The 20,738-nt window shown below is 44.9% G+C and carries 14 protein-coding genes; 6 read left to right on the forward strand and 8 right to left on the reverse strand.

From position 1 onward, the window contains the following. Positions 1-60: 60 nt before the first annotated feature. The 3 genes from ACED48_RS07910 to ACED48_RS07920 form a co-directional block, all read right to left on the reverse strand. Positions 61-2,913, reverse strand: coding sequence for an Hsp70 family protein (locus ACED48_RS07910; RefSeq protein WP_017057516.1), 2,853 nt, complete (start codon positions 2,911-2,913; stop codon positions 61-63). 138 nt (positions 2,914-3,051) lie between these two features. Continuing rightward, positions 3,052-5,004 (reverse strand): Hsp70 family protein, encoded by a 1,953-nt coding sequence (locus tag ACED48_RS07915; protein ID WP_017057515.1) that lies wholly within the window; start codon positions 5,002-5,004, stop codon positions 3,052-3,054. Further along, positions 5,004-5,636 (reverse strand): DUF2760 domain-containing protein, encoded by a 633-nt coding sequence (locus ACED48_RS07920; protein WP_017057514.1) that lies wholly within the window; start codon positions 5,634-5,636, stop codon positions 5,004-5,006. The genes ACED48_RS07915 and ACED48_RS07920 overlap by 1 nt, the downstream gene beginning before the upstream one ends. Before the next feature lie 348 nt (positions 5,637-5,984). On the opposite strand from ACED48_RS07920, the gene ACED48_RS07925 reads away from it, so the two are divergent. After that, positions 5,985-7,523 (forward strand): sensor domain-containing diguanylate cyclase, encoded by a 1,539-nt coding sequence (locus ACED48_RS07925; protein ID WP_017057513.1) that lies wholly within the window; start codon positions 5,985-5,987, stop codon positions 7,521-7,523. A gap of 87 nt (positions 7,524-7,610) precedes the next feature. Continuing rightward, complete coding sequence (locus ACED48_RS07930; protein WP_017057512.1) at positions 7,611-8,141, forward strand: 3'-5' exonuclease; 531 nt, start codon at positions 7,611-7,613, stop codon at positions 8,139-8,141. A gap of 123 nt (positions 8,142-8,264) precedes the next feature. Here the strand turns inward: ACED48_RS07930 and ACED48_RS07935 are convergent, their stop codons facing one another. From ACED48_RS07935 to ACED48_RS07945, 3 genes are all read right to left on the reverse strand, one after another. Continuing rightward, a complete protein-coding gene (locus ACED48_RS07935; protein ID WP_017057511.1) occupies positions 8,265-8,714 on the reverse strand; it encodes a TerB family tellurite resistance protein in 450 nt (149 codons plus the stop codon). Between the two features lie 133 nt (positions 8,715-8,847). Beyond that, the gene (locus ACED48_RS07940; RefSeq protein ID WP_017057510.1) at positions 8,848-10,854 is read right to left on the reverse strand and encodes a hypothetical protein; all 2,007 of its coding nucleotides are present in this window, start codon (positions 10,852-10,854) and stop codon (positions 8,848-8,850) included. Positions 10,855-10,862: 8 nt separating this feature from the next. Continuing rightward, on the reverse strand, positions 10,863-11,351 hold the full coding sequence (locus ACED48_RS07945; RefSeq protein ID WP_017057509.1) for a hypothetical protein: 489 nt from the start codon (positions 11,349-11,351) through the stop codon (positions 10,863-10,865). A gap of 135 nt (positions 11,352-11,486) precedes the next feature. Here ACED48_RS07945 and ACED48_RS07950 point away from each other — a divergent pair, with 135 nt between their 5' ends. The 3 genes from ACED48_RS07950 (at position 11,487) to ACED48_RS07960 (ending at position 17,679) form a co-directional block, all read left to right on the forward strand. Further along, the gene (locus ACED48_RS07950) at positions 11,487-12,803 is read left to right on the forward strand and encodes a MipA/OmpV family protein (protein ID WP_017057508.1); all 1,317 of its coding nucleotides are present in this window, start codon (positions 11,487-11,489) and stop codon (positions 12,801-12,803) included. Between the two features lie 167 nt (positions 12,804-12,970). Next, entirely contained in the window at positions 12,971-17,041 is a 4,071-nt protein-coding gene (gene hrpA, locus ACED48_RS07955; RefSeq protein ID WP_017057507.1) for an ATP-dependent RNA helicase HrpA, read from the forward strand. A gap of 143 nt (positions 17,042-17,184) precedes the next feature. After that, positions 17,185-17,679 carry an outer membrane beta-barrel protein gene (locus tag ACED48_RS07960; RefSeq protein WP_017057506.1) on the forward strand — a complete coding sequence of 165 codons (495 nt, stop codon included), beginning with the start codon at positions 17,185-17,187 and terminating at the stop codon, positions 17,677-17,679. A gap of 193 nt (positions 17,680-17,872) precedes the next feature. On the opposite strand, the gene ACED48_RS07965 is transcribed toward ACED48_RS07960, so the two are convergent. Continuing rightward, on the reverse strand, positions 17,873-18,649 hold the full coding sequence (locus tag ACED48_RS07965) for a hypothetical protein (RefSeq protein WP_017057505.1): 777 nt from the start codon (positions 18,647-18,649) through the stop codon (positions 17,873-17,875). Beyond that, positions 18,570-19,346, reverse strand: a complete 777-nt coding sequence (locus tag ACED48_RS07970; RefSeq protein ID WP_017057504.1) for a hypothetical protein — start codon at positions 19,344-19,346, stop codon at positions 18,570-18,572. The genes ACED48_RS07965 and ACED48_RS07970 overlap by 80 nt, the downstream gene beginning before the upstream one ends. 532 nt (positions 19,347-19,878) lie before the next feature. On the opposite strand from ACED48_RS07970, the gene ACED48_RS07975 reads away from it, so the two are divergent. After that, positions 19,879-20,664: a TetR/AcrR family transcriptional regulator gene (locus ACED48_RS07975; RefSeq protein WP_017057503.1), complete on the forward strand. Its 786-nt coding sequence runs from the start codon at positions 19,879-19,881 to the stop codon at positions 20,662-20,664. Positions 20,665-20,738 lie beyond the last annotated feature (74 nt).

The raw sequence follows: 20,738 nt of genomic DNA on the forward strand, positions 1-20,738 counted from the left end.
CAACGAATCGAAAGTGGCTTTTCTTTTTTCACTAGTAACGCAAGCTCATCGTTTTTAAAACTAGCTATTGATCAGGCTTAATCCGCTTGGCAATGCATCACCAAATACACGCTTAGACTCGCTCTCAGAAAGTTCAGTCACTTCACTCACTAGCATTAGCCAAGATTCAGGCACCTTACTTTGTTTCAGTTTCTCAATCACTTGATTACGATAATCGTCAGAGATATCAAACTGTCGATCGCCAGTCTTACGACAAATCATCACAGCTGCAAAGGCGATCATCTGCTCTTTATGCCAGTTCTGCTCAAGCAGTTTCGGCAACCACTGTTCAGCTTGCTCTCTAGGAATCACGCTGTGTTGGCTACCATACAAAGGCGTTCTTGAAGCCAATCGACCTAGTGCCCACCAGTGCGCTTGCTCAAACTGATTCTGGTTAATCGCTTTGCTCAAAAACCAGCTCGCCAGCAGTACTTTGTCTTCAACCTCAAGTTGCTCAAGTGATGCGGCTAAACGAACCATGGCTTCATAACCATTGTCTTGTGCATCTTTGGCCGTCTTAGGGTTTTTCATTGCGCCAGGGTGAAGGTACTTCGCAATGTCAGCCAAGATAGTTTCTTGCTGTTCTTGGTTTAAACCGCCTGCAACACGACGCCAGAATACCCACCAGTCCGTCCAACCTTGGTGGTTTTGGAATTGGATGTTTTGTTGGTAGAGTCCCCAAATTTGCTCAATACGCCATGAGTCCGTTGGGTCACCAAAGCCAGGACGCAGCGAGTAACCCGCCAAACGCAGCCAGTTCTTCTCGTGTGCCTCTGAGCGACGGCGACGCTTGCGACCTAATGAGAAGCTATCGAACAAATGACGAAGAGTCGTGAAGTCCCATTCATCACGTTTACCGAGTCGTTTCTCAAGGTCTTTGGAGAGAGTCTTGATCTCTTTCGATTCAGCACTCTTCTTGTTGCCACTATATAGACGAGAGATTAATTTCTTACACTCTTCTAATCTTGGATGAAGTGCAGAGGTATCAGACTCATCACCTTGCTTGTTTCTTACTTCGAACTCAAGCAACCAACGCTTAGAGTCATCTTCAGTGCTCACACATTCTATTTTAAGTGTGCCGACTTCGGTCAACTGACAAGCGAGCAATACTTCAACGCGCTCTTTTTGGTTGGCTTGAAGCTCGACAGTCCCCGAACTTTCCAAGGTAGAAATGTAAGGTGGAAGAGGGGAGAACAGATCGGCATCCACATCCACCATCACACCGTTTTGGATTGCAGTGTTGTGTGCGATTTGATCGTGTGTTGAAGTCAGTAGGTTAAAACGAACCGGTTCGCCCAGCGTCAATGAGAAACGACGGCTGTTCAAACGGATTTCTTGGCCTTCTTCAGTCCCTTTGGCAAGTAGACAAAGTGCTTTGCCCATCTTGTTCTTTTCTTGTAAATGTAAGAAGTAAGAACGAGCAGCACCGCCACCGATTTTCAGCTGCGCACCACGGCGAGCTTTACCAAAAGCAACAGCCCCTAGAGCGACTGACCAATCAGGGTGAGGGTTATCTAATACTGTGATTGGAGAACCTTTCCAGTTACCTAGAAGCTGAGTAATACGTTCTGTGACAAGTTCACTGTTGAACACACCACCATTAAGTAGCACACCGACAGGAATAGCAGGTTTAGTATCGTCAAACTCGATAGAATCAGAGTTTTTTAGTGCTGTTTTCGACACTTGTTGATGCGTTGTTAGGAACTCTGCAACGTGCTTACTCACGGCAGGGTCAGCCACGTAAGGCAGACCAAACTCAACCACTGCACTGCGGCGTTTGTCTGGCACTTCTGTAAACTCAGAAAGCGGGAAGAAACCTTCCAATGCGATTTGATGAACTTCTTGTTTGGTTAAGCCAATACTCTTAGTACCGCCAAGCAGTTTTGAACCGCTGCCCAGCATGGTGATCTTTACATCGTCTGGTGCATTAGCAGAAAGCAGGCTCTCTTTTGCAGCGCGAGTTTGTTGAATCAGTTTGGTTAGGCTAGAGGCGTTTAGCTTCTTGTTTTGATTGAATCGTTGCTCTGCAAGGTGAGCAAGCGCTAAATCGAGGTTATCACCACCGAGCATCAAGTGTTCGCCAACGCCGATACGGTCGAGTTCTAGCTCGCTATGACCTTGTTTTTCCGCATCACCATTCGCATCGAATTTGGCTTCAATTAAGCTCAAGTCGGTGGTACCACCGCCGACATCGCACACTAAGATCAGCGGGATCTGTTTAAGCTCTTCCGCAGCCGTTTGCTGGTGACGAGCATACCAGTCGTAACAAACCGCTTGAGGCTCTTCGAGTAATAGAATCTTGCCTAAGCCAGCAAGTTCTGCGGCTTCAAGCGTCAGCTTGCGTGCAGTCTCGTCGAATGATGCTGGAACCGTTACTACTACATCTTGGTCTTCAAGTTTGTTACTCGGGTTACGGTAATTCCATGCTTGGCGAATGTGATTCAGGTAGCTCGCACTCGCGACAACGGGTGATACTTTATCGACATCATTCGCACCAGCCCAAGGGAGAATGTCTGAGCTGCGATCAACCGCTTGGTGTGATAGCCAGCTCTTAGCACTGGATACTTGACGGCCTTCCACTTTAGCACCTAATTCACGCGCCCATTCACCGACGATAACGTTCTTGATATCGCCTTTTACTGGGCTTGTGTCCCAAGGCATGGTTAGGTCAGAAGGGGAGATTTGACCTTGTGCTGGGTGGTAACGAAATGATGGAAGTAGGGGCTTACGAACCACTTCACCGGGGCCGATGAGTTGATCAATATCGAAAAGAGAAACGGGAGCATGTTGTAGGTCGTCGTTGATTTCACAGTAGGCAACCACAGTGTTGGTTGTGCCTAAGTCAATGCCGACTAAAAAACGAGGAGATGCCATACAAAACCTTATTCTTCCAGAGTGATGACCAGTGTGTTGATAGTCTTGGTCTTATTATTGTCTTCTAAATGCTTTCCATACAGGGCTAGGGAATCGCATTGATAAAGCAACGGCACCCGTTAAGGTGCCGTTGCTTCGTTATGCTTGTTCGTTTGAGTCGTTATTCGCGTCTTCACGAACATCAAACTCTACGTGCCATTTCTGACCGTTATCAGCAGCAATTGCTTCTAGGTAAAGCGTGCCGAGTTCAGTAACACGAGAGGCTAGGGTTACTGGAACCACTTCACCCTCACGGCGACCTTCAGATACTGGCAGTGTCACTTGAATCTCTGGAAGTTCATCAAGGTCTTCTGGTGCCCAATGATCAAGATGCGTACCCGCTACGTCTTCACGACGGGTCGTAGAACCGAAGAATTGGAAGTGTACTGGCTGGCCAATCACCAAACCAAACTCTTGGCTAGGAACTTGAACGCTTGAACCTTCTTCCATACCAAATGGCGCAACACACAGTGCTTCCATTGGCGGAGCCATACCCGGGATAGCTGGCATGGCGCTTTCGATTCCTACGTAGTAAGAAGAAGCGATACCACCACGGATACGAACGCCTTGGCCGCGACGAACTGCGCCGTAGTAAGAAGCGCCACTTGCAACTGCAAGGTCTAAATCCAATCCAGAAAGCTGTTTAGCAAATTCTGCATCAGCATTGATCAACCATTCGTTGATCGTATCTGAAAGACGATCAGCAAGTAGGTTAGATTTTAGAACACCACCATTGAACAACACCGCTGTTGGTTTGATGAAATCTGCCGCTGCCGCTGCCGCTTCTGCGCCTGGCATACCGGGCATGTTTGCAAACGGGTTGAAATCTTGTTGAGCCGTTTCGCTATTTCCAGAAAGCGCATTGGCTTGCTTAGAAAGAAATGCAGCAATATGACGAGTGATACCCGCATCTTGAGCGTAAGGCAGACCCATTTGAGTCAGTGCACCACGCGTCTTTTGTACCGGATGATCCGTCACCGCCACTTGTGGGAAGAAGCCATCAACCAGTGTTTGTTGTACTTCTTGCTGAGTCAGTTCTGTTTTCAGTGTCGCGCCAAGCAGTTTAGAACCGCGGCTTGGGACAACGATCGGCACAGATTGAAGTTCACCATCGTTTAGCAGTGCTTCTTTCGCATCACGACAAGCGTGAGTCATAGCTTGAACTTGCCAAGGTGCTAGCTCTTTGCCGTCTTGCGCCAGTTTCATCTTCAAGCGGTAAGCAAGAGCTAAGTCCATGTTGTCACCGCCCAGTAGGATGTGTTCACCTACTGCGATACGGTTCAAGCTTAGGTTGCCGTCGTCTTGTGTTACTTCAACTAACGAAAGGTCGGTAGTACCACCACCGATATCAACAACAAGCACGATGTCGCCAACGTCTACTTCGTCACGCCATGTGTCGTTGCTGTTATCAATCCAGCTGTAAAGAGCCGCTTGTGGCTCTTCTAAAAGCGTTAGGTGAGTGAACCCGACATTACGCGCAGCTTCAGCTGTTAGGTCACGAGCAGCAGGGTCAAACGAAGCAGGAACCGTGATTGTTACATCTTGGTCTGCCAGTTTGTGTTCTGGGTTCGCGTGGTTCCAAGCATCTTTAAGGTGCTCAAGGTACAGTTCAGTAGTCTTAAGCGGAGATACTTTTTCAACTTCTTCAGGGCTGCCTGCAGGAAGGAAAGCATCGCGACGGTTCACACCACCGTGGCATAGCCAAGATTTTGCACTTGCTACCAAACGGATAGGGGTTTTTGAGCCAAGGTTACGCGCAATCGCACCAACCAGTGCTTTAGGCTCAGAAGACCAAGGTAGAACGCGAGAACCTGAGTTCATTTCATGTTCGTGCGGCTGGTATAGGAACGAGCCAAGTTGGCTGCGAGTTTCTACTGTACCTGGAGCCGTCAGTTGAGGGATTGGCATCACCTCAACACGAGCATCTTCATTGGTTGTGTCGATGAAAGACAAAACGCAGTGTGTTGTACCTAAATCTATACCAACACTGAACTTAGGTGCTTGCTGTTGTTGTGAACGCTCTTGCGATGAAGAATGATTTTGGTGTTCCATTATAGCTCCACCTCAGCCGGTGCAATCACAGATGCATCGTAATTCTCAGCAAGCTTAGGTAGGTTCATGTCAGTGGCTTTCCAACCTTTGTGAACCAGTGTGCCGTTGAATGGTGCGTTACCCGTTACATTGCCTGTTAGGCGGATCTCTTGCGGGTTGAAACCTTCAGCTACTGTAATGCGCGTTTCTTCATCTTCAGTACGGATGTGAGAAAGCGTTACGTAGTCTGCTAATACTTTTTGGCCGCCAGTGTGGATAACACGTGCCGCTGCGCCAACTTCTTCATCAGAGAACGAAGTTAGGTCTTCTTGTAGGAAGTCGATTAAGCGCGCTTCTTGTTGCATGATAGACAGAAGTTGCATTGCTGAATCTGTTGGCGCTGTCGCCAGCTTAGATTCCACTTCAACGACTTTTTCGATCACTTTTTCAACTTCAACAACTTTCTCTACTTCGACAATTTTTTCAACTGGCTTTTCAACTTCAACGATCTTCTCTACTGGTTTTTCTATGACTTTCTCAACCACTTTGGTTTTACGAGAAACGGCAATTAACAGTAGTAAAACGCTTGATGCAGTTAGGCCTGCGTGAAGCATATCAAACGTCTGTGGGATTAGGTTCAAATCAACGATCATAGTGATTTCTCTTTAAGATTGATTTAACGGTATATTCGCTGGTTTTGTAGAATATACAGGTTGGAAAGAAAACTCATTTATGCAAAGGCAAAATAGATTCTTTCAAGCTATAAATATGGGTGGATACTAGCATGTTCAAGGCTTAAGGGCTTTATTAAATGTTTTCAATAAATTGGCTTTTTAGCGAGTTAGCTTGAAATTTAATCGAGAATTGTTGGTTTATTCGTCGTAAATGTCCACACTTTGTAAATAGTGTTAGTTTTGTCCCATTGTTAAAGTCAAAGATAATTAGAGAGTAATATTCTGGCAGTGTATACTTTCAAATCAATCAATATGAATGGAAACTGTATGCCCCATACAATCGACCCTATGACGGGGTTGAAAAAACGAACTCTGCCGTTAGTCGCCTTTTCGGTTTCATTTTTGATAATGGTATTGTGCTTTGTTCTAGTCGCGATTAATCAACATAATTCCTTAAATACGAACTTGGATAGCTTTGCTAAGCAACAAACGTTGAGCTTGAAAGCATTTATCGATAATGATGTGGCTTATATAGGTTCAGGTGCTAATTTTTTCTATTCCTCTGAGCCAGGGGGCTGGGATAAATTCGACCGTTTTGCTGAGCAAATTATGAATGGTTCGAAAAGCTTGATTGGATTGCAATGGATGCAAAAAGTGGCGGCAGAAGATATCGCCGAACATACCGCACAAATGATAGCGAAGTACCCATCCTACAAAATGTTTACTATTCCTAAACATGGCCCAAAAACATACGGTTATGTTTTGAGTGGTGAACCCGCATTTATTGCGACCGATATCTACCCCAATGACCCAGTAAACAATGATGTGTTGGGTTTTTATTCTTCTCGTGAACGCTTTAAGTTGATCCTTGATAACATCAGAGAGACGGGTGAGGCTAATATTTCAGACAAAGTTCGTTTACTGCAAGACGGTTTAGATAGTGATACGCCGAAAAGGGGGATGTTGGTTTTCCATCCAGTGTTTGATGACCACAGTGACAACTTATTAGGGATTGTGATTGGTATAGTTCGTACTACGGCCTACTTTGATAACCTTTTGGCGTCAACAATCGGAGATATAGACGTCTATGTACGTGTTACTGATAACGGCTTTGAATCCGAAGATGCTCCTATTTTATTTGAATCTGACGGCTACGAAGGTGTGTCTGGACACCATATTACAAAAACAATCACGTTGACTAACCGAGAATGGACGGTCGATTACAAGATAGATTCATGCATCTCTTTTAATGGTTATCTTGTATTGGCGGGTATTGCTTTTGTTGGTACAACCATCTCACTGCTTCTTGCTTATATTGTCAATTTACAAATTCGTGAGAAAGAGCGTTTATACCGAATGATTGATGAAAGAACGGAAGAGCTTCGTTTCTTAGCCAATCATGATAGCCTGACCGAAATTTATAACCGCCGTGCTTTCAATAAAATGCTCGACAAAGCCATTGAGCGAAACCAGCCCTTTAGTTTGATTGGGTTTGATGTCGATAAATTTAAAGGTATTAATGACCAATTCGGCCATCCGGCTGGCGATGCTTTACTTATTCATGTTATCAAGCTGATTTCTGTCAATCTGAAGCAAGGAGATGGTCTGTTCCGTTTAGGCGGTGATGAGTTCTGTATTATCTCTAGCATTTCGAATCATGAAGCTTTGAATCGTTACTTAGAATGCATTCGAAACACAGTGAGTCACTCTCATTGTGAGTATAAAGGTCGACAACTGAGTTGTACTTTAAGTATTGGTGCTGCCATTCGTAGCGGTGAGGACTCTGAAGAGATCATGCAAAAAGCGGACAGCATGCTCTACCACAGTAAGTCAAATGGCCGAAATCGAGTCACAATTGCAGGCTAAATGAGCACTTGATGAAACTGGGGTCGAGTTCTTTATTGGGCTCATGTACAATTTCACGAAATTTTTGACGAGAGAACTAGGCGACGTATGAATCACAATCGAGTGGTGTGTTTCGATTTGGAAATGTGCTGTTGGAGCGAAGACGGTGTAGGTACAACAGGGGAGATCATTGAAGTTGGTCTTGCTGAGATTGACCTAGCATCCGGCACTATCGTGAAGCGCGCACAATACTACGTTAAGCCAGAGAAAGACGAAGTCTCTCTGTTCTGTGCCGAGTTAACGGGCATTACACCTCGTAAAATTGAAAAGCAAGGCCGCCCGCTAGAGTCTGTCATCAAGTCGATGATCAAGAACTTTGGTGGTCCAAACAAGATTTACGCAGCGTGGGGACGCGATGACCTCATCTTACACAACGAGTGTAAAGAAAAAGGCATTGAACCTCCTTTCAGCGAGTTCTTAAACATTGCAACGCTTTATCGTGTTCAAAATAGATTGAAAGACAAACGCATTGGTCACAGGGCCGCTCAAGAAGCTAAGAACATTGAATGGGAAGGGCGTCAGCACTCGGGTTATGTTGATGCTTATAATCTTGCGAAACTCACATTAACTATGTTGTAGCTGAATTTTTAGCTCCTTTCAGCCCTGTTTAGCCAGCTTTCAGCTTACCGATTCAAAAAAGCGACCGGTTTCTTAATCCGTCGCTTCTTATTTATTTCAGTTTCCAATTCATTATTTCAGGCACTAATTTTTGCCTAAAACACTTAACTTACTCTTGATAAAGTCATTGTGGTCAACGTAAAGTAGCTCTGCTGTTTTACGGATCACAGAGTCTTCAATTGGGTCTATTTCACCATCTGCATGCGCTACTTCCCACATCGCTTTTATTAAGTCGATTCTTACTTGCTGAGACAATTCTCTTAGTTGAGATGTGTAATCATACAGCGATACCGATTGCTCTACTTTTGGCTCGGCTTGTTCCAGTAACGCCTTTGCTTGCTTCTCATCTAAGTCTAGCAAGCGCTGAATAAGCTGAAGCTTAGCCACTCTTTCCGATTCATCGATCTGGTGGTCGGCACCCGCAACTTCACATAATAAACTCGCGATGGCGAGATTGGGTGATGCGACTTGGTTTTTGCTTAGGTCTTGGCCTTCTATTAATTGTTTGAAGATTGATGTAAGAGAATTAAACATAACGAGCTCCAGTGAATGTTTATATCGAGTTTGCAACGCTGATAGATATAACTATTGGGTTTACAGAGCGTGATCGCAAGCGTCTTTACTCAAAGCTGACATTACGGATAAGCGAGGGATAAGGAACACTTGTTTAATCCGGTTCAGGGAAGCGTGTGACTTTACCATCACAGCCTAATGTCGTGATTGACTGTGGTTTACCGTCACTGTCTAACTTTAACTCACCAATAGCGCTGCGGTTTGAAAGGCGATAAAAGGTCTGATTATCTGGACTTCGTTTCTCAATTTTTAAGCGTTTACGCTTGGTGAAATAGTTAAGAATCGAACGCGGGCTGTATAACAACCGGTCCCAAGCATCACAGAATTTAAGCAGTGGACCAGGGAAATGATTTTTGATCCCGCTGCACGTGATTTGGTAAATGTTCGGACTGTTTCTACGATATCTTAGCTTTATATCGTAAGCAAAAGAGTAATGAACATCGCCAGAAAGAACGACAAAGTTGGTTGGTGTTTTAGTATGCGTAAAAATACTGATCAGCGTGTTGGCGCTACCAGGGTGAGCCATCCAGTTTTCAGCATCAATTACCAGTGGCTTGCCTAGCGTGGTCATCATCTTTTGCAGCGTTTCAATGAACTTCACGCCAAACATCGGTGCAGCAGAAACGATTACGACTTTCTCTTGATTAAGTAACTGATGTTGGAATTCAATTAACGCTTCCCAGTCCATTAAACCGGAAGGTTTATTCATTCTAGATTCAGAGCGCCAACGGCGTGTTCGAGTATCCAGAACGATAACCTTTGGGGAAGAATCTATCGTGTAGTGCCACTCTTCAAAGCGACTCAGCATCTCAATAAAGGCTTGATGTTTTTCTGGCTCAATGTTGCTAACAGAGTGAGTAGTCACAGCATTGCCGGCTTCATTATGAGTTTGTTTAGTAATGAGCGGTTGATCGACAAAAAGCTGTTTTGCTTGCTCGATAAACGTTTCGTCGAAGCTTTCCGGTTTGTTACCCCAACCCTGACACATCCAGTAAGCTGCAAGGCCGTTACCAATGACTTGAGTCGCGAACTGGTTTTGGTCGACGGCATGTTCCCAACCCACGGTAAGGTTCCAATCATCAGTCACATCGTGATCGTCAAAGATCATGTACGTTGGAATATGCGCGAACAGACGCTGCACTTGCGGTAAGCCAGCAATGAAATCATCGATGATGACGCTTTCATCACGCCATTTTTGTTGCTCTGCAGGCGTTAATTTATTGCCGCCTTGTGTGAAATCGTTTTCTATTAATCGCTCACGGTTGATGTATTCCCATAGCGTGGGGGACCAAACCAGTAAGTACATAGCAATGAATTCAGACAAGGTGACCAAGTGGTTTTCACAATCAGTCGAACTGAAGATTGGAACTCCGCGACTTGGAAATATCTTATCGAGTAGAGAATTGGAACTTTTGTGGTGCGGTAAAAGGTGATGGCGTCGGTACAAGTGATATTCACTCATATACAGCATTTCGCTATTTTTTATATCGCTAGCTTGCGAATCGGTTGGCAAATTCTCACTAGCAAGTCCAAGTAATTGAATCACCTGTTGTATAGCATCAAGCGTTGGGCCTGCGACGTGATCGGCATAGATCTGATCTCCGCTCATCATCAATATATCTGGTCGCTCAAGCACCGTTTGTTGTGCGACTTTGTTATCAGCCGCAACGAGACTATCTTTACTTGGGTGATGAGGGTTTCGACAAGAGCCATGCAAGATGTAGTCAGCCGTTGTCGATATCTTAAATTCGATCCGAGAGCTGTCATTGTTGGTTCGCCTGTCTGTGTAAACCAAATGAGGTGCAAGGTCGGTTAACGAACCTTGCTCAGTCTTTATTTGGTATTCCAACGGAACGTTGGTTGGAAACTCACCTTGTAGATGAATCAAGGTTACCCAAGCATGTGTACCCACTTGAATCGATTCTTGTTCATCGAGTTGCGACGTATAAAAAGGCGCCTCTTGTCCTGCATTGAATAGTTTGGTTGTGCCAGTAAGCGGTGAGCTAGTCACTATCCAGAGTACGACTTCAGTTGCCGTAGTTTTTCTTAAAATCGGGCCAGCAAGTAAAAATGGAAGAGATGATGTCGTCGAGCGTTTCAAAACGGTTCCTAAATCGTTGGAGGTGTGTCGTTGAGTTTTTTTGTTTCAAGCGCAGAGGTGCCGAGTTCTGGTGTTTCAGGTTCGTTACCTTCGAGAGTTGATGTTTCCAATTCTGAAATTTCAGACTCTATTACCTCTTGCTCTGCTACCTCAGACTCTGCCATCTCAAGGACTTCGATAACTTCTGAGCTAGAAAGTTCATGACCCATGAGAAATATCGCCAATAGGGCATCGGCTTTAGTCTGGGTATCGGAAGGGTCGTCTAAGACTTGCTCAAGCTTCTCTCTAATCATCGAAATTTCGTGCTCAACAAAACCACGGCCTTCGTCGTCCCCTTGGTTTTCTTCGGGGGCATTATCGAATTCCAGAAACAGCAATTCACCGTCTAACTTTGTGTTGACCAATCGCTCTGGTAACCACTCCTCACCCATAACGATATCTGGGTCGGAATCACTGGGTAAGTGGTTTATAATGTTTTGTAATTCTGAAACTTTCACAATACTTTCATTTGACCGAGAATATCCTTCATTGTAACGGTCATTGCTGTTCAAACCTAAAATTAGTTAGCCGGAATAACTAAGAAATGTCTATTCAGTAACACAATATTTATTACAAAGAGTAATTACACAAGAATGAAGCACGAATTTTCACCGAAGCTCATCTCGTATGGGGCGGTTTTATTAAGTACCGCTTTTTTAGGTAACAGCGTGGCGTGGGCTGCGGAAGAGCAAGAATGGGGCATTGTTGCAATGTTCCGAACCGCGAGCATTCCTTACGACACTTCTGGTGGCGACCAGTCGGTTAACTCATTTGTCCCGATGTTATTCTTCAAGAACGATTACGTGTTTATTGACGGAACAGAAATGGGTGCATACCTGTACCAAACCGAAGATGAAAAGTGGTCATTTAACGCTATTTCTCGTATGCGTTTTATTGATATTCCAGCTTCAGAGCAAAACGCCATTGAGGGCGATACCGCCGATTTCGGTGCTCAATTCACTTACCAACTTGATGAGCAATGGGCTGTCGAGACGGAAATTATGAGTGACAGTGAGTATAACTTCCACGGTAATCTACGTGTGAAAGCCAAGTATGAAACGGGCGATTGGGAATTCTCTCCAAGCGCGACGCTGCGTTATAAAAGTGCCGACTTCAATAGCGAATACTACTCAGCATCTAATGAAGCCATTGGTGCAGATGTTGACCTCAATGTCGGCGTAGAAGCGCGTTATCATGTATTTTCAAACCTTTATCTATTGGGTTCGACCAGCGTGACTCGATTGGACGATAATGCTTACGATTCTTCCATTGTGGAAGACCGCTATCAAGGTGAACTCTACCTTGGCTTTGGTTTCTTCAATGATAAAGAGAAGGCTCCAAAACCTAAGCTAAGTAACGCACCTTATCTGCGTGTTGCTCACGGCTGGGCAACGCCATCGAACATTGGTGAAATCATCACTTTCAACGGTGAGAAAGACGAATACAACAATCAGCTTACATCCTTCTTCTATGGTCACCCTTTAACTGACGAAGTGTTTGGTTTCCCGTTGGACATCTACCTAACGCCGGGTATTGCACACCACTGGAGTTCAGATGTGCAATCTAGGAGTACGGAATACATCATTGCGATCAAAGCCTACTACACGTTTGATTGGCCGACACAGTGGCGATTTGGTGTCGCAGAAGGTATGTCGTACATCGATTCGATTACCTACATTGAAGGCTCTGAGATGGATCGCAAAGGTTACACCGCAAGTCACTTGTTGAACTACCTAGACTTCTCATTCGATGTGAATGTGGGTGATTTAATTGGTAACAACGATTTGAACAACTTGTGGTTCGGTTATTCATTACACCATCGCTCGGCGATCTTTGAAAACGCCTCTCAGTTTGGTCGAATCAAAGGTGGCAGTAACTACAACACCGTTTATTTCCAATATGAGTTTTAACGATTGATTTAGGTGCTGATTTGACCTGAGATAAGAGCCTGACAGCCGCTGTGGAATCGCTGAGTTTTTAAACGTTAGCGCAGTTTTCACATAGCCCTCAGGCTTTTTTATTGAATACTTGTGGTACAATCGCGCGAGTTTATATAAGAGAAAGAATAGGACACGCTGTGACTTCGTCTCCGGAAAAAGCAGACAAAAACAACGATACTGCGAATCAGATCCATGCCGCGAATTCAAACGCGACACCTGATTCCTCTGCAAATCAAGTTAAGCAAAACCCAAAACAAAACCAACAACCAAAGCAGCAAGCACCCAAAGCTAGCGCATCTCAAAATACCCCAGCCTCGCTTCGTAAGGCATTAAATGAGTGCATGATGCGCGATCGCTTCCGTTTAAGTAAGCGCATCTCTGGTGCAAGCCGCATTAAGAATGAACAATCCAAGCACGTTGTTTTCGATGAAATTGCATTAGATATTGCCAAGTCGATGATGACGGCAACCCAGCGCGCTGCACAAAAACCAACGATTGAATATCCAGAGATTCTCCCTGTCAGCCAAAAGCGCGAAGACATCGCGAAAGCCATTGCTGAAAACCAAGTGGTTATCGTGGCGGGTGAAACAGGCTCGGGCAAAACCACTCAGTTACCAAAAATCTGTTCTGAACTTGGCCGTGGCCGCTTTGGCCTAATTGGTCACACTCAGCCTCGTCGTCTTGCGGCGCGTTCGGTTGCCAACCGTATTGCTGAAGAGATGGAAACACAACTGGGTGAGTTTGTTGGTTATAAGGTTCGATTCAACGACCAGATTTCTGATAACACCCAAATCAAATTGATGACCGACGGTATTCTACTGGCGGAGATTCAACACGACCGTTTCTTAAATCAGTACGACACCATCATCATCGATGAAGCGCACGAACGTAGCCTGAACATCGATTTCATCATGGGTTACCTGAAAGAGTTGCTACCGAAGCGTCCCGATCTCAAAGTGATCATCACGTCGGCAACCATTGACCCTGAGCGTTTCTCTAAGCACTTCAACAATGCGCCTATCATTGAAGTTTCTGGCCGTACCTACCCAGTTGATACGCGTTACCGCCCATTAGGGGGGGATGAAAGTGATTCAGACCGCGACCAAATCGAAGGCATCTTTGAAGCGGTTGATGAGTTGTGTGATGAAGGTTCTGGCGATATCTTGATCTTCATGAACGGTGAGCGAGAAATTCGTGATACCGCAGATGCGCTAAGTAAGCGTAACCTGCGTGATACCGAGGTTGTTCCGTTGTATGCGCGCTTGTCGGCGGGTGAACAGAACCGTATCTTCCAGTCCCACACTGGTCGACGCATCGTTCTGGCAACCAACGTGGCAGAAACCTCGTTAACTGTTCCGGGCATCAAGTATGTTATCGACCCGGGTACGGCGCGTATCAGCCGCTACAGCTACCGAACTAAAGTACAACGCCTACCGATTGAGCCAGTATCTCAAGCGAGTGCTAACCAGCGTAAAGGTCGTTGTGGGCGTGTTGCTGAAGGTATCTGTATTCGTCTTTACTCTGAGGAAGATTTCGAATCACGCCCAGAGTTTACCGACCCAGAGATTCTCCGCACTAACTTAGCCTCCGTTATCCTTCAGATGACAGCTCTTGGCCTAGGCGACATTCAAGCGTTCCCATTTGTTGAAGCGCCAGATAAGCGCAACATTCAAGATGGTGTAAGGCTACTTGAAGAGCTAGGTGCGATAGCGACAGCCGAACCCGCTGCGAACAAAAATAAGAATCAAGGCGACGACAAGAAGAAGCTAACGGCGATTGGTCGTAAATTGGCTAAGTTGCCGATTGATCCGCGTTTGGCTCGTATGGTAATTGAAGCGCCACGCAACCGATGCTTGCACGAAGTCATGGTGATTGCGTCTGCGTTGTCGATTCAAGATCCGCGTGAGCGTCCATCAGACAAGCAGCAATCGTCTGACGATAAGCACAAGCGCTTCTTCGATAAAGAGTCGGACTTCATCACGTTTGTGAACCTATGGGATTACATTAAGCAGCAGCAAAAAGCGCTGTCGAGTAACCAGTTCCGAAAACAGTGTAAACAAGATTATCTGAACTATTTACGTATTCGTGAATGGCAAGATGTATATTTCCAAATTCACCAAGCAATGCGTGAATTGGATACCAAGTTGAACGACGAACCGGGCAGCTACGATGGTATTCACATGTCGCTGCTATCAGGTTTGCTTTCGCACATCGGCATGAAAGACCAAGAGAAGAATGAATATCAAGGTGCTCGTAATGCGCGCTTCCATATCTTCCCTGCGTCTGGCCTATTTAAGAAACAACCTAAATGGATCATGTCTGCTGAGCTGGTGGAAACCTCCAAACTTTGGGGTCGTGTTATCGCGAAGATTCAACCGGAATGGATTGAACCTTTGGCGAAACATCTGATCAAGCGCAGCTACAGCGAACCACACTGGTCGAAGAAGCAAGCGGCAGTAATGGCTCACGAGAAAGTGATGCTCTACGGAATCCCAATCATTCCGAAACGTTTGGTGAACTACGGAGCGATTGACGCAACCGTCAGCCGTGAGTTGTTTGTGCGTAGTGCATTAGTAGAAGGTGAGTGGGAAACCAAACACGCCTTCTTCAAGCAGAACCGTAAGCTTCTACAAGAAGTCGAAGAGCTAGAGCATAAGTCACGTCGTCGTGACATCTTGATCGACGATGATGAACTGTTCGATTTCTATGACCAGCGTGTAGGTGAAGAGGCGGTTTCAGGCCGTCACTTTGATACATGGTGGAAGAAGACTAGCCAGAAAACACCTGAGCTGCTTAACTTTGAAAAGTCGATGCTGTTCCGAGGCGATGCAAGCCACGTTACTGATTTGGATTACCCGAACTTCTGGCACCAAAACGGTATTAAGTTGAAACTGAGCTACCAATTTGAGCCGGGCGACGACAATGATGGTGTAACGGTACACATTCCGCTGCCTATCTTGAACCAAATCGACCAGAACGGTTTTGATTGGCAGATCCCAGGCTTACGCCAGGAATTGGTGATTAGTTTAATCAAGTCACTGCCTAAAACGCTACGCCGTAACTTTGTGCCTGCGCCAAACTACGCCGATGCGTTCTTAGCTCGTGTTACACCACTTGAAGCGCCACTGTTGGACTCTCTTGAGAAAGAACTGCGCCGCATGACAGGTGTTGAAGTAGTTCGTGAAGACTGGAAGTTAGACCAGATACCAGAGCACTTAAAGGTAACATTCCGTGCTGTGGATCATCGCAAGCGTAAGCTGAAAGAACAGAAAGACCTGCATGAGCTGAAAGAGAGCTTGAAAGACAAGGTTCAAGAAACGCTTTCTAAAGTGGCAGACGATGATATCGAACAACAGAACCTGCATACGTGGAGCTTTGGTGAGTTACCAAAAGTCTACCAACAGAAGCGTGGTGGCTACGATGTGAAAGCTTTCCCTGCGCTGGTGGATACTAAAGACAGCGTCGAGATCAAACTGTTCGAAACCGAGCAAGAGCAGATCTCAGCAATGAAATCGGGTCAGCGTCGTTTAATCCTGTTGAACGTGCCATCACCGATCAAATACTTGCACTCGAACCTGCCGAACAAATCGAAACTTGGCCTGTACTTTAACCCATACGGACAGGTGCTCGATCTTATCGATGACTGTATCGCTTGTGGTATTGATAAGCTGATTGAAGAGAAGGGCGGTTTGGTTTGGGAACCAGAGCAGTTTGAAGCACTGAAAGAACACGTACGTGCAGAGCTGGGTGATACGGTTGTTGAGATTGCTCAACAGGTTGAAACCATCTTAACCACGGCATTCAGCATCAGTAAAAAGCTGAAAGGGCGCGTGGATCTTTCTATGGCATTCGCACTTTCTGACATAAAAGCTCAGGTAGAAGGTTTGATTTTTAAGGGGTTTGCCACAGAATGTGGATGGAAACGCTTGCCAGATATTCTACGCTATATGAAGGCGATAGAACGCCGCATGGAGAAGCTACCTATTGACCCTAACAAAGATCGCTTACATATGATCAAAGTTGAGTCAGTAATGAATGATTACAAAGAGCTGCTGAATAAGATTCCAAAAGGGATCGCGGTTCCAGAAAACGTGAAAGAGGTGCGTTGGATGATAGAAGAGCTTCGTGTAAGCTTCTTCGCTCAGCAGCTTGGTACGCCTTACCCGGTGTCAGATAAGCGTGTTAAAAACGCGATTGATGCTTGCTAAAAGAATAAAGCTAGACGCAATGGCAAGGTTTGGGTATAAATCTTGCTTTATTGCATTACTAATTGAATAGTTAATACATACAGGGCGACTTGGTGGCAATTTATTACCACTTAAGGTCGGCCATTAGGACGAAAAGGTCGAATATGAAAAAAACGTTATTGGCACTAGCACTGCTAGGTGCATCTTCAACAGCAATGGCTGATTCATGGGTATATGGTGGTGTAATGGGTGGTCAAAACTCATTAGGCAATGAAGAAGAAACTGCGATGGGTATCCACGTGGGTACTGGTATTCTGCCATTAATCGGTGTTGAAGCGGGTTACTGGGATCTAGGTTCTTTCGATAGCGTAAAATATGGCAACACGGTTCGTAGTAACCTAGATGCAAGCACGGCATACCTAGCGATCAAACCAAGTATCGATTTCGGTCCTCTTCACGTATACGCGAAAGGTGGTCTTCATTCATACGAGCTGAAAGCTGACGGCTTCAAACAAGACGATGTAGATATCATGTACGGTGTAGGCGCTGAGTACTTTATTTTTGGCCCACTATCTGTAGGCGCTAGCTACCAAAACTTCAAAATGAAAGATGACGACTCAGGCGTTTTCTCTCTAAACGCAACTATCCACCTGCTGTAATTACTTGCAGTCAGTGACGGACTTACCGTTGGTCACGGATATTTGTTAAAGAGTTCGTAAGAATTCATAAAAAATGCCAGCTTGATAGCTGGCATTTTTGTATCTGTTAACCGTGTAATAGCTACTGCACTTTTTACGATAGACTGTATTTTCTTACAATCAACGGCACTCTAAATCGATAACGGAAGGGCGGTTACTTTTTACTGTTCAGAATCTTCTGAATTCTTGGGTTAATTGCTTTACCGTGTTTGCTTTCGTACTCTTCGCGTTTTAAATCGTTCAGGTTCTTTACGGAGTTAGCGGTAAGAAGGTAATCTGGTAACTCGGTGTCAAGCATACCTTTTTCATCTAAACGTTTCGCTTCTAAGTAGTATTTTTTGAACAGGCCATCGAGCTTGTTTTCAGCTGTACGTTTTAAATCGTACAGCTTGTTTTGGATTAACCACTTCTCAATCTTGTTCACACCACCGCGCGATAACACTCGAATACGGCTATCCAATAATTCCTCTTCAGTCAAAGAGTCTTTTAGGATCCAAAGCTCACCCATTTGCGGCGGCCAGCTGTTGCCAAGTTGAATACGTTCATGGCAGTGCATTAGCACACGGTTTAGGCCGTCTGAATCGACAGAGTTAGCAAATTCAATAAATTTACCGCTCGGCTCACTGCCGTATTGATATTCCCATTGTGTTTCGTATACGCTCAAAAAAGAGCCGAACACGTGGATACACCAATCTGTTAACTCCAACTCTGCAGGATCTTGATCAACAACAGGCACTTGCTGAGACGCACCTGAGTCTGCAGTTTGTCCCGCCGCTACTTTCACTTCGGTACTTTGATTTTCAATTACTTCAGGTACTACTGGAGCTTCACGTTGAACTTTCGGAGCTGGCTCAGAAGGTTGGCTTTTTGCCTTTTTGGATGAGCTGCTGCCTGAAGCGTTCAGATGGGCTAAGCTTTTGTCGATACCCATTTCCTTGAGCTTGTCCTGCATTTCCTGAATATTGAGAGGTTTTCTGGTTCTGTCTTTCATTTTGCTTCTCGTTAACTAGCCAGTACTGCAGCTTGGATTCAATCCGAGATAATGGCATTAATTCATTGGCTTTGGCTTTATACCAGAGGACAAATTTCTTCCATACTAAACTATGGTCACCGGACAAGCCGGAGAACTTAAATGCACGTTCTGCCCATGATGGTATCTCTTCTTCGTTGAGATCATGAGTCGAAACAGTATTGCTGTTCATTGAGCCTCGGCCTTGTGGGCGAGGGGCTTGCTGCATATTTTGCATTGGCGCCGGCGCAGGTTGAAACTTAGGTGCTGGTGCTGGTGCTGGTGCTGGTGCAGTAGAATACACTGGTATGCTATTGGGCGGTTGCGCTTCAACATCAACCTGAGCTTGTTCTTCCTCAATGAGCATTTTGAAAACGTGAATCTCTTTTTTGTCTCGATAATCTACTTTTATTTTATCGAGAAAGCCTTGGTCGACCAAGCATTTCAGGCAGTCGGCCAAACCAAAGGTAGAGAGAGCACAAAGCTGACCTGCTGATTGTAAGCACACATTGGTGTAGCCGCATTCATCAGCACCGTCTGCAAGCATCAATAAAACAAGCTTTTCTGCTGGGCTAGAAGTATTCACTTGCCAAGCTAAATAAGAATATTTGGCGCTCAAGATAGTGTTCTCAATAAAGGTAAATCGTTGCCACCATTGTAAGTCACCCCTAACTGAATTTATAGCAACTTAACAGAAAACGGCATTAGTAAGCCAAATATTAACCATAAGGAGAGGTCTGCCCCAAAAAGTAAGCCTACACTAATTCATTCTAGGTAAAAAGATGGCTAAAGATGAGGTTTTCGGCCGTATTTTTTGGGGCTGATTCTGCACCAAGGCTTAAAGTAACGTTGTCTATTAGCATTTTAGAATGCACTTCTAAATTTTGTATTATCCCCTCATGAACGTGCCTATCTTCCCTCTATACTGATTATTGATTGTTTTCTTATCTATTCATTAATTGTATCTAATTGACAAAATATCTTGATATGGTCGATATTTGCGCTATTATGACGATAAGTCAGAAATGACGAAGCGTCACAAAATGGTTAGCTACATGAATTTATCATTCGTGTTAATATATTGAATAGGAGCGTTTTAAATACTGGCGAAGCTTAGATAACGGCTAAGCTCATATATGGACTGAGAAATTATGTTTGGCTTTGGTTGTAAAGGCGATAAACAAGGTATCTTTGGTTGCAAAGGCGTGTTGTCTAAAAAGCAGCAGTCTATCGCAGACCGAGAAGTAGAATTGATGTTGTTAGCAAAAGATCTGGTTCGAGAACAAGGGTTCGGAAACCTCACGATGGATAAGCTAACGGCTGCGAGCTGTTATTCTAAAGGTACGATATACAATCACTTTTGCAGCAAAGAAGACGTGGTTTTAGCCTTGTGTATTCATTCTTTAAAGGCCGAGGCATTGATGTTTGCTCGTTCTGGAGAGTTTGAAGGCAACACACGCGAAAAGATCGTCGCATTACACGTTGCTTACCGAATCTATGCTCGCATGGAACCGGTACTATCAACTTGTGCGATCATGGCAAAAAGCCCGTGGGTACTAGAGAAAGCGTCTAGTGCACGCGTTACCGAGATGAACGAACTGGAAGAGCTGGTGATTGAACAAGCCGACTCTATGGTTAACCAAGCAGTAGAAGCGGGTGACCTAAAGTTCTCTTCTGGTGTGGGTTCAGATGCCATCGTGTTTGCAAACTGGTCAATCGCATTCGGTTCAAATGCCTTGTCACAGAACGCATCAAACAGTCGTTGTATCAAGCGGTTACAAGACCCGTATTCAGTATTACATAACGCAAATATGCTTCTAGATGGCCTAAACTGGCAACCCCTTTCTAGCGATTGGGATTACCGAAAAACCTGGCGTCGTGTAGAGCATGAATTGTTCAGTGAAGAAATTGCTTACTTAGAATCAGTAGGACGATAACCTTCCATTAAGCCCACTCATGTGGGTTTATTAATAACCATTTTTTGACGATTCGTCATAACGTAAAATTGACC

It is taken from the genome of Vibrio sp. 5S239, assembly GCF_041439575.1.
Lineage (GTDB): Bacteria > Pseudomonadota > Gammaproteobacteria > Enterobacterales > Vibrionaceae > Vibrio > Vibrio kanaloae.

Bases quoted from the DNA above. Each gene is read 5' to 3' on its own strand.
- ACED48_RS07910 (WP_017057516.1), bottom strand. From the start codon at position 2,913: ATGGCATCTCCTCGTTTTTTAGTCGGCATTGACTTAGGCACAACCAAC.
- ACED48_RS07915 (WP_017057515.1), bottom strand. From the start codon at position 5,004: ATGGAACACCAAAATCATTCTTCATCGCAAGAGCGTTCACAACAACAG.
- ACED48_RS07920 (WP_017057514.1), bottom strand. From the start codon at position 5,636: ATGATCGTTGATTTGAACCTAATCCCACAGACGTTTGATATGCTTCAC.
- ACED48_RS07925 (WP_017057513.1), top strand. From the start codon at position 5,985: ATGCCCCATACAATCGACCCTATGACGGGGTTGAAAAAACGAACTCTG.
- ACED48_RS07930 (WP_017057512.1), top strand. From the start codon at position 7,611: ATGAATCACAATCGAGTGGTGTGTTTCGATTTGGAAATGTGCTGTTGG.
- ACED48_RS07935 (WP_017057511.1), bottom strand. From the start codon at position 8,714: ATGTTTAATTCTCTTACATCAATCTTCAAACAATTAATAGAAGGCCAA.
- ACED48_RS07950 (WP_017057508.1), top strand. From the start codon at position 11,487: ATGAAGCACGAATTTTCACCGAAGCTCATCTCGTATGGGGCGGTTTTA.
- ACED48_RS07960 (WP_017057506.1), top strand. From the start codon at position 17,185: ATGAAAAAAACGTTATTGGCACTAGCACTGCTAGGTGCATCTTCAACA.
- ACED48_RS07965 (WP_017057505.1), bottom strand. From the start codon at position 18,649: ATGGGTATCGACAAAAGCTTAGCCCATCTGAACGCTTCAGGCAGCAGC.
- ACED48_RS07975 (WP_017057503.1), top strand. From the start codon at position 19,879: ATGTTTGGCTTTGGTTGTAAAGGCGATAAACAAGGTATCTTTGGTTGC.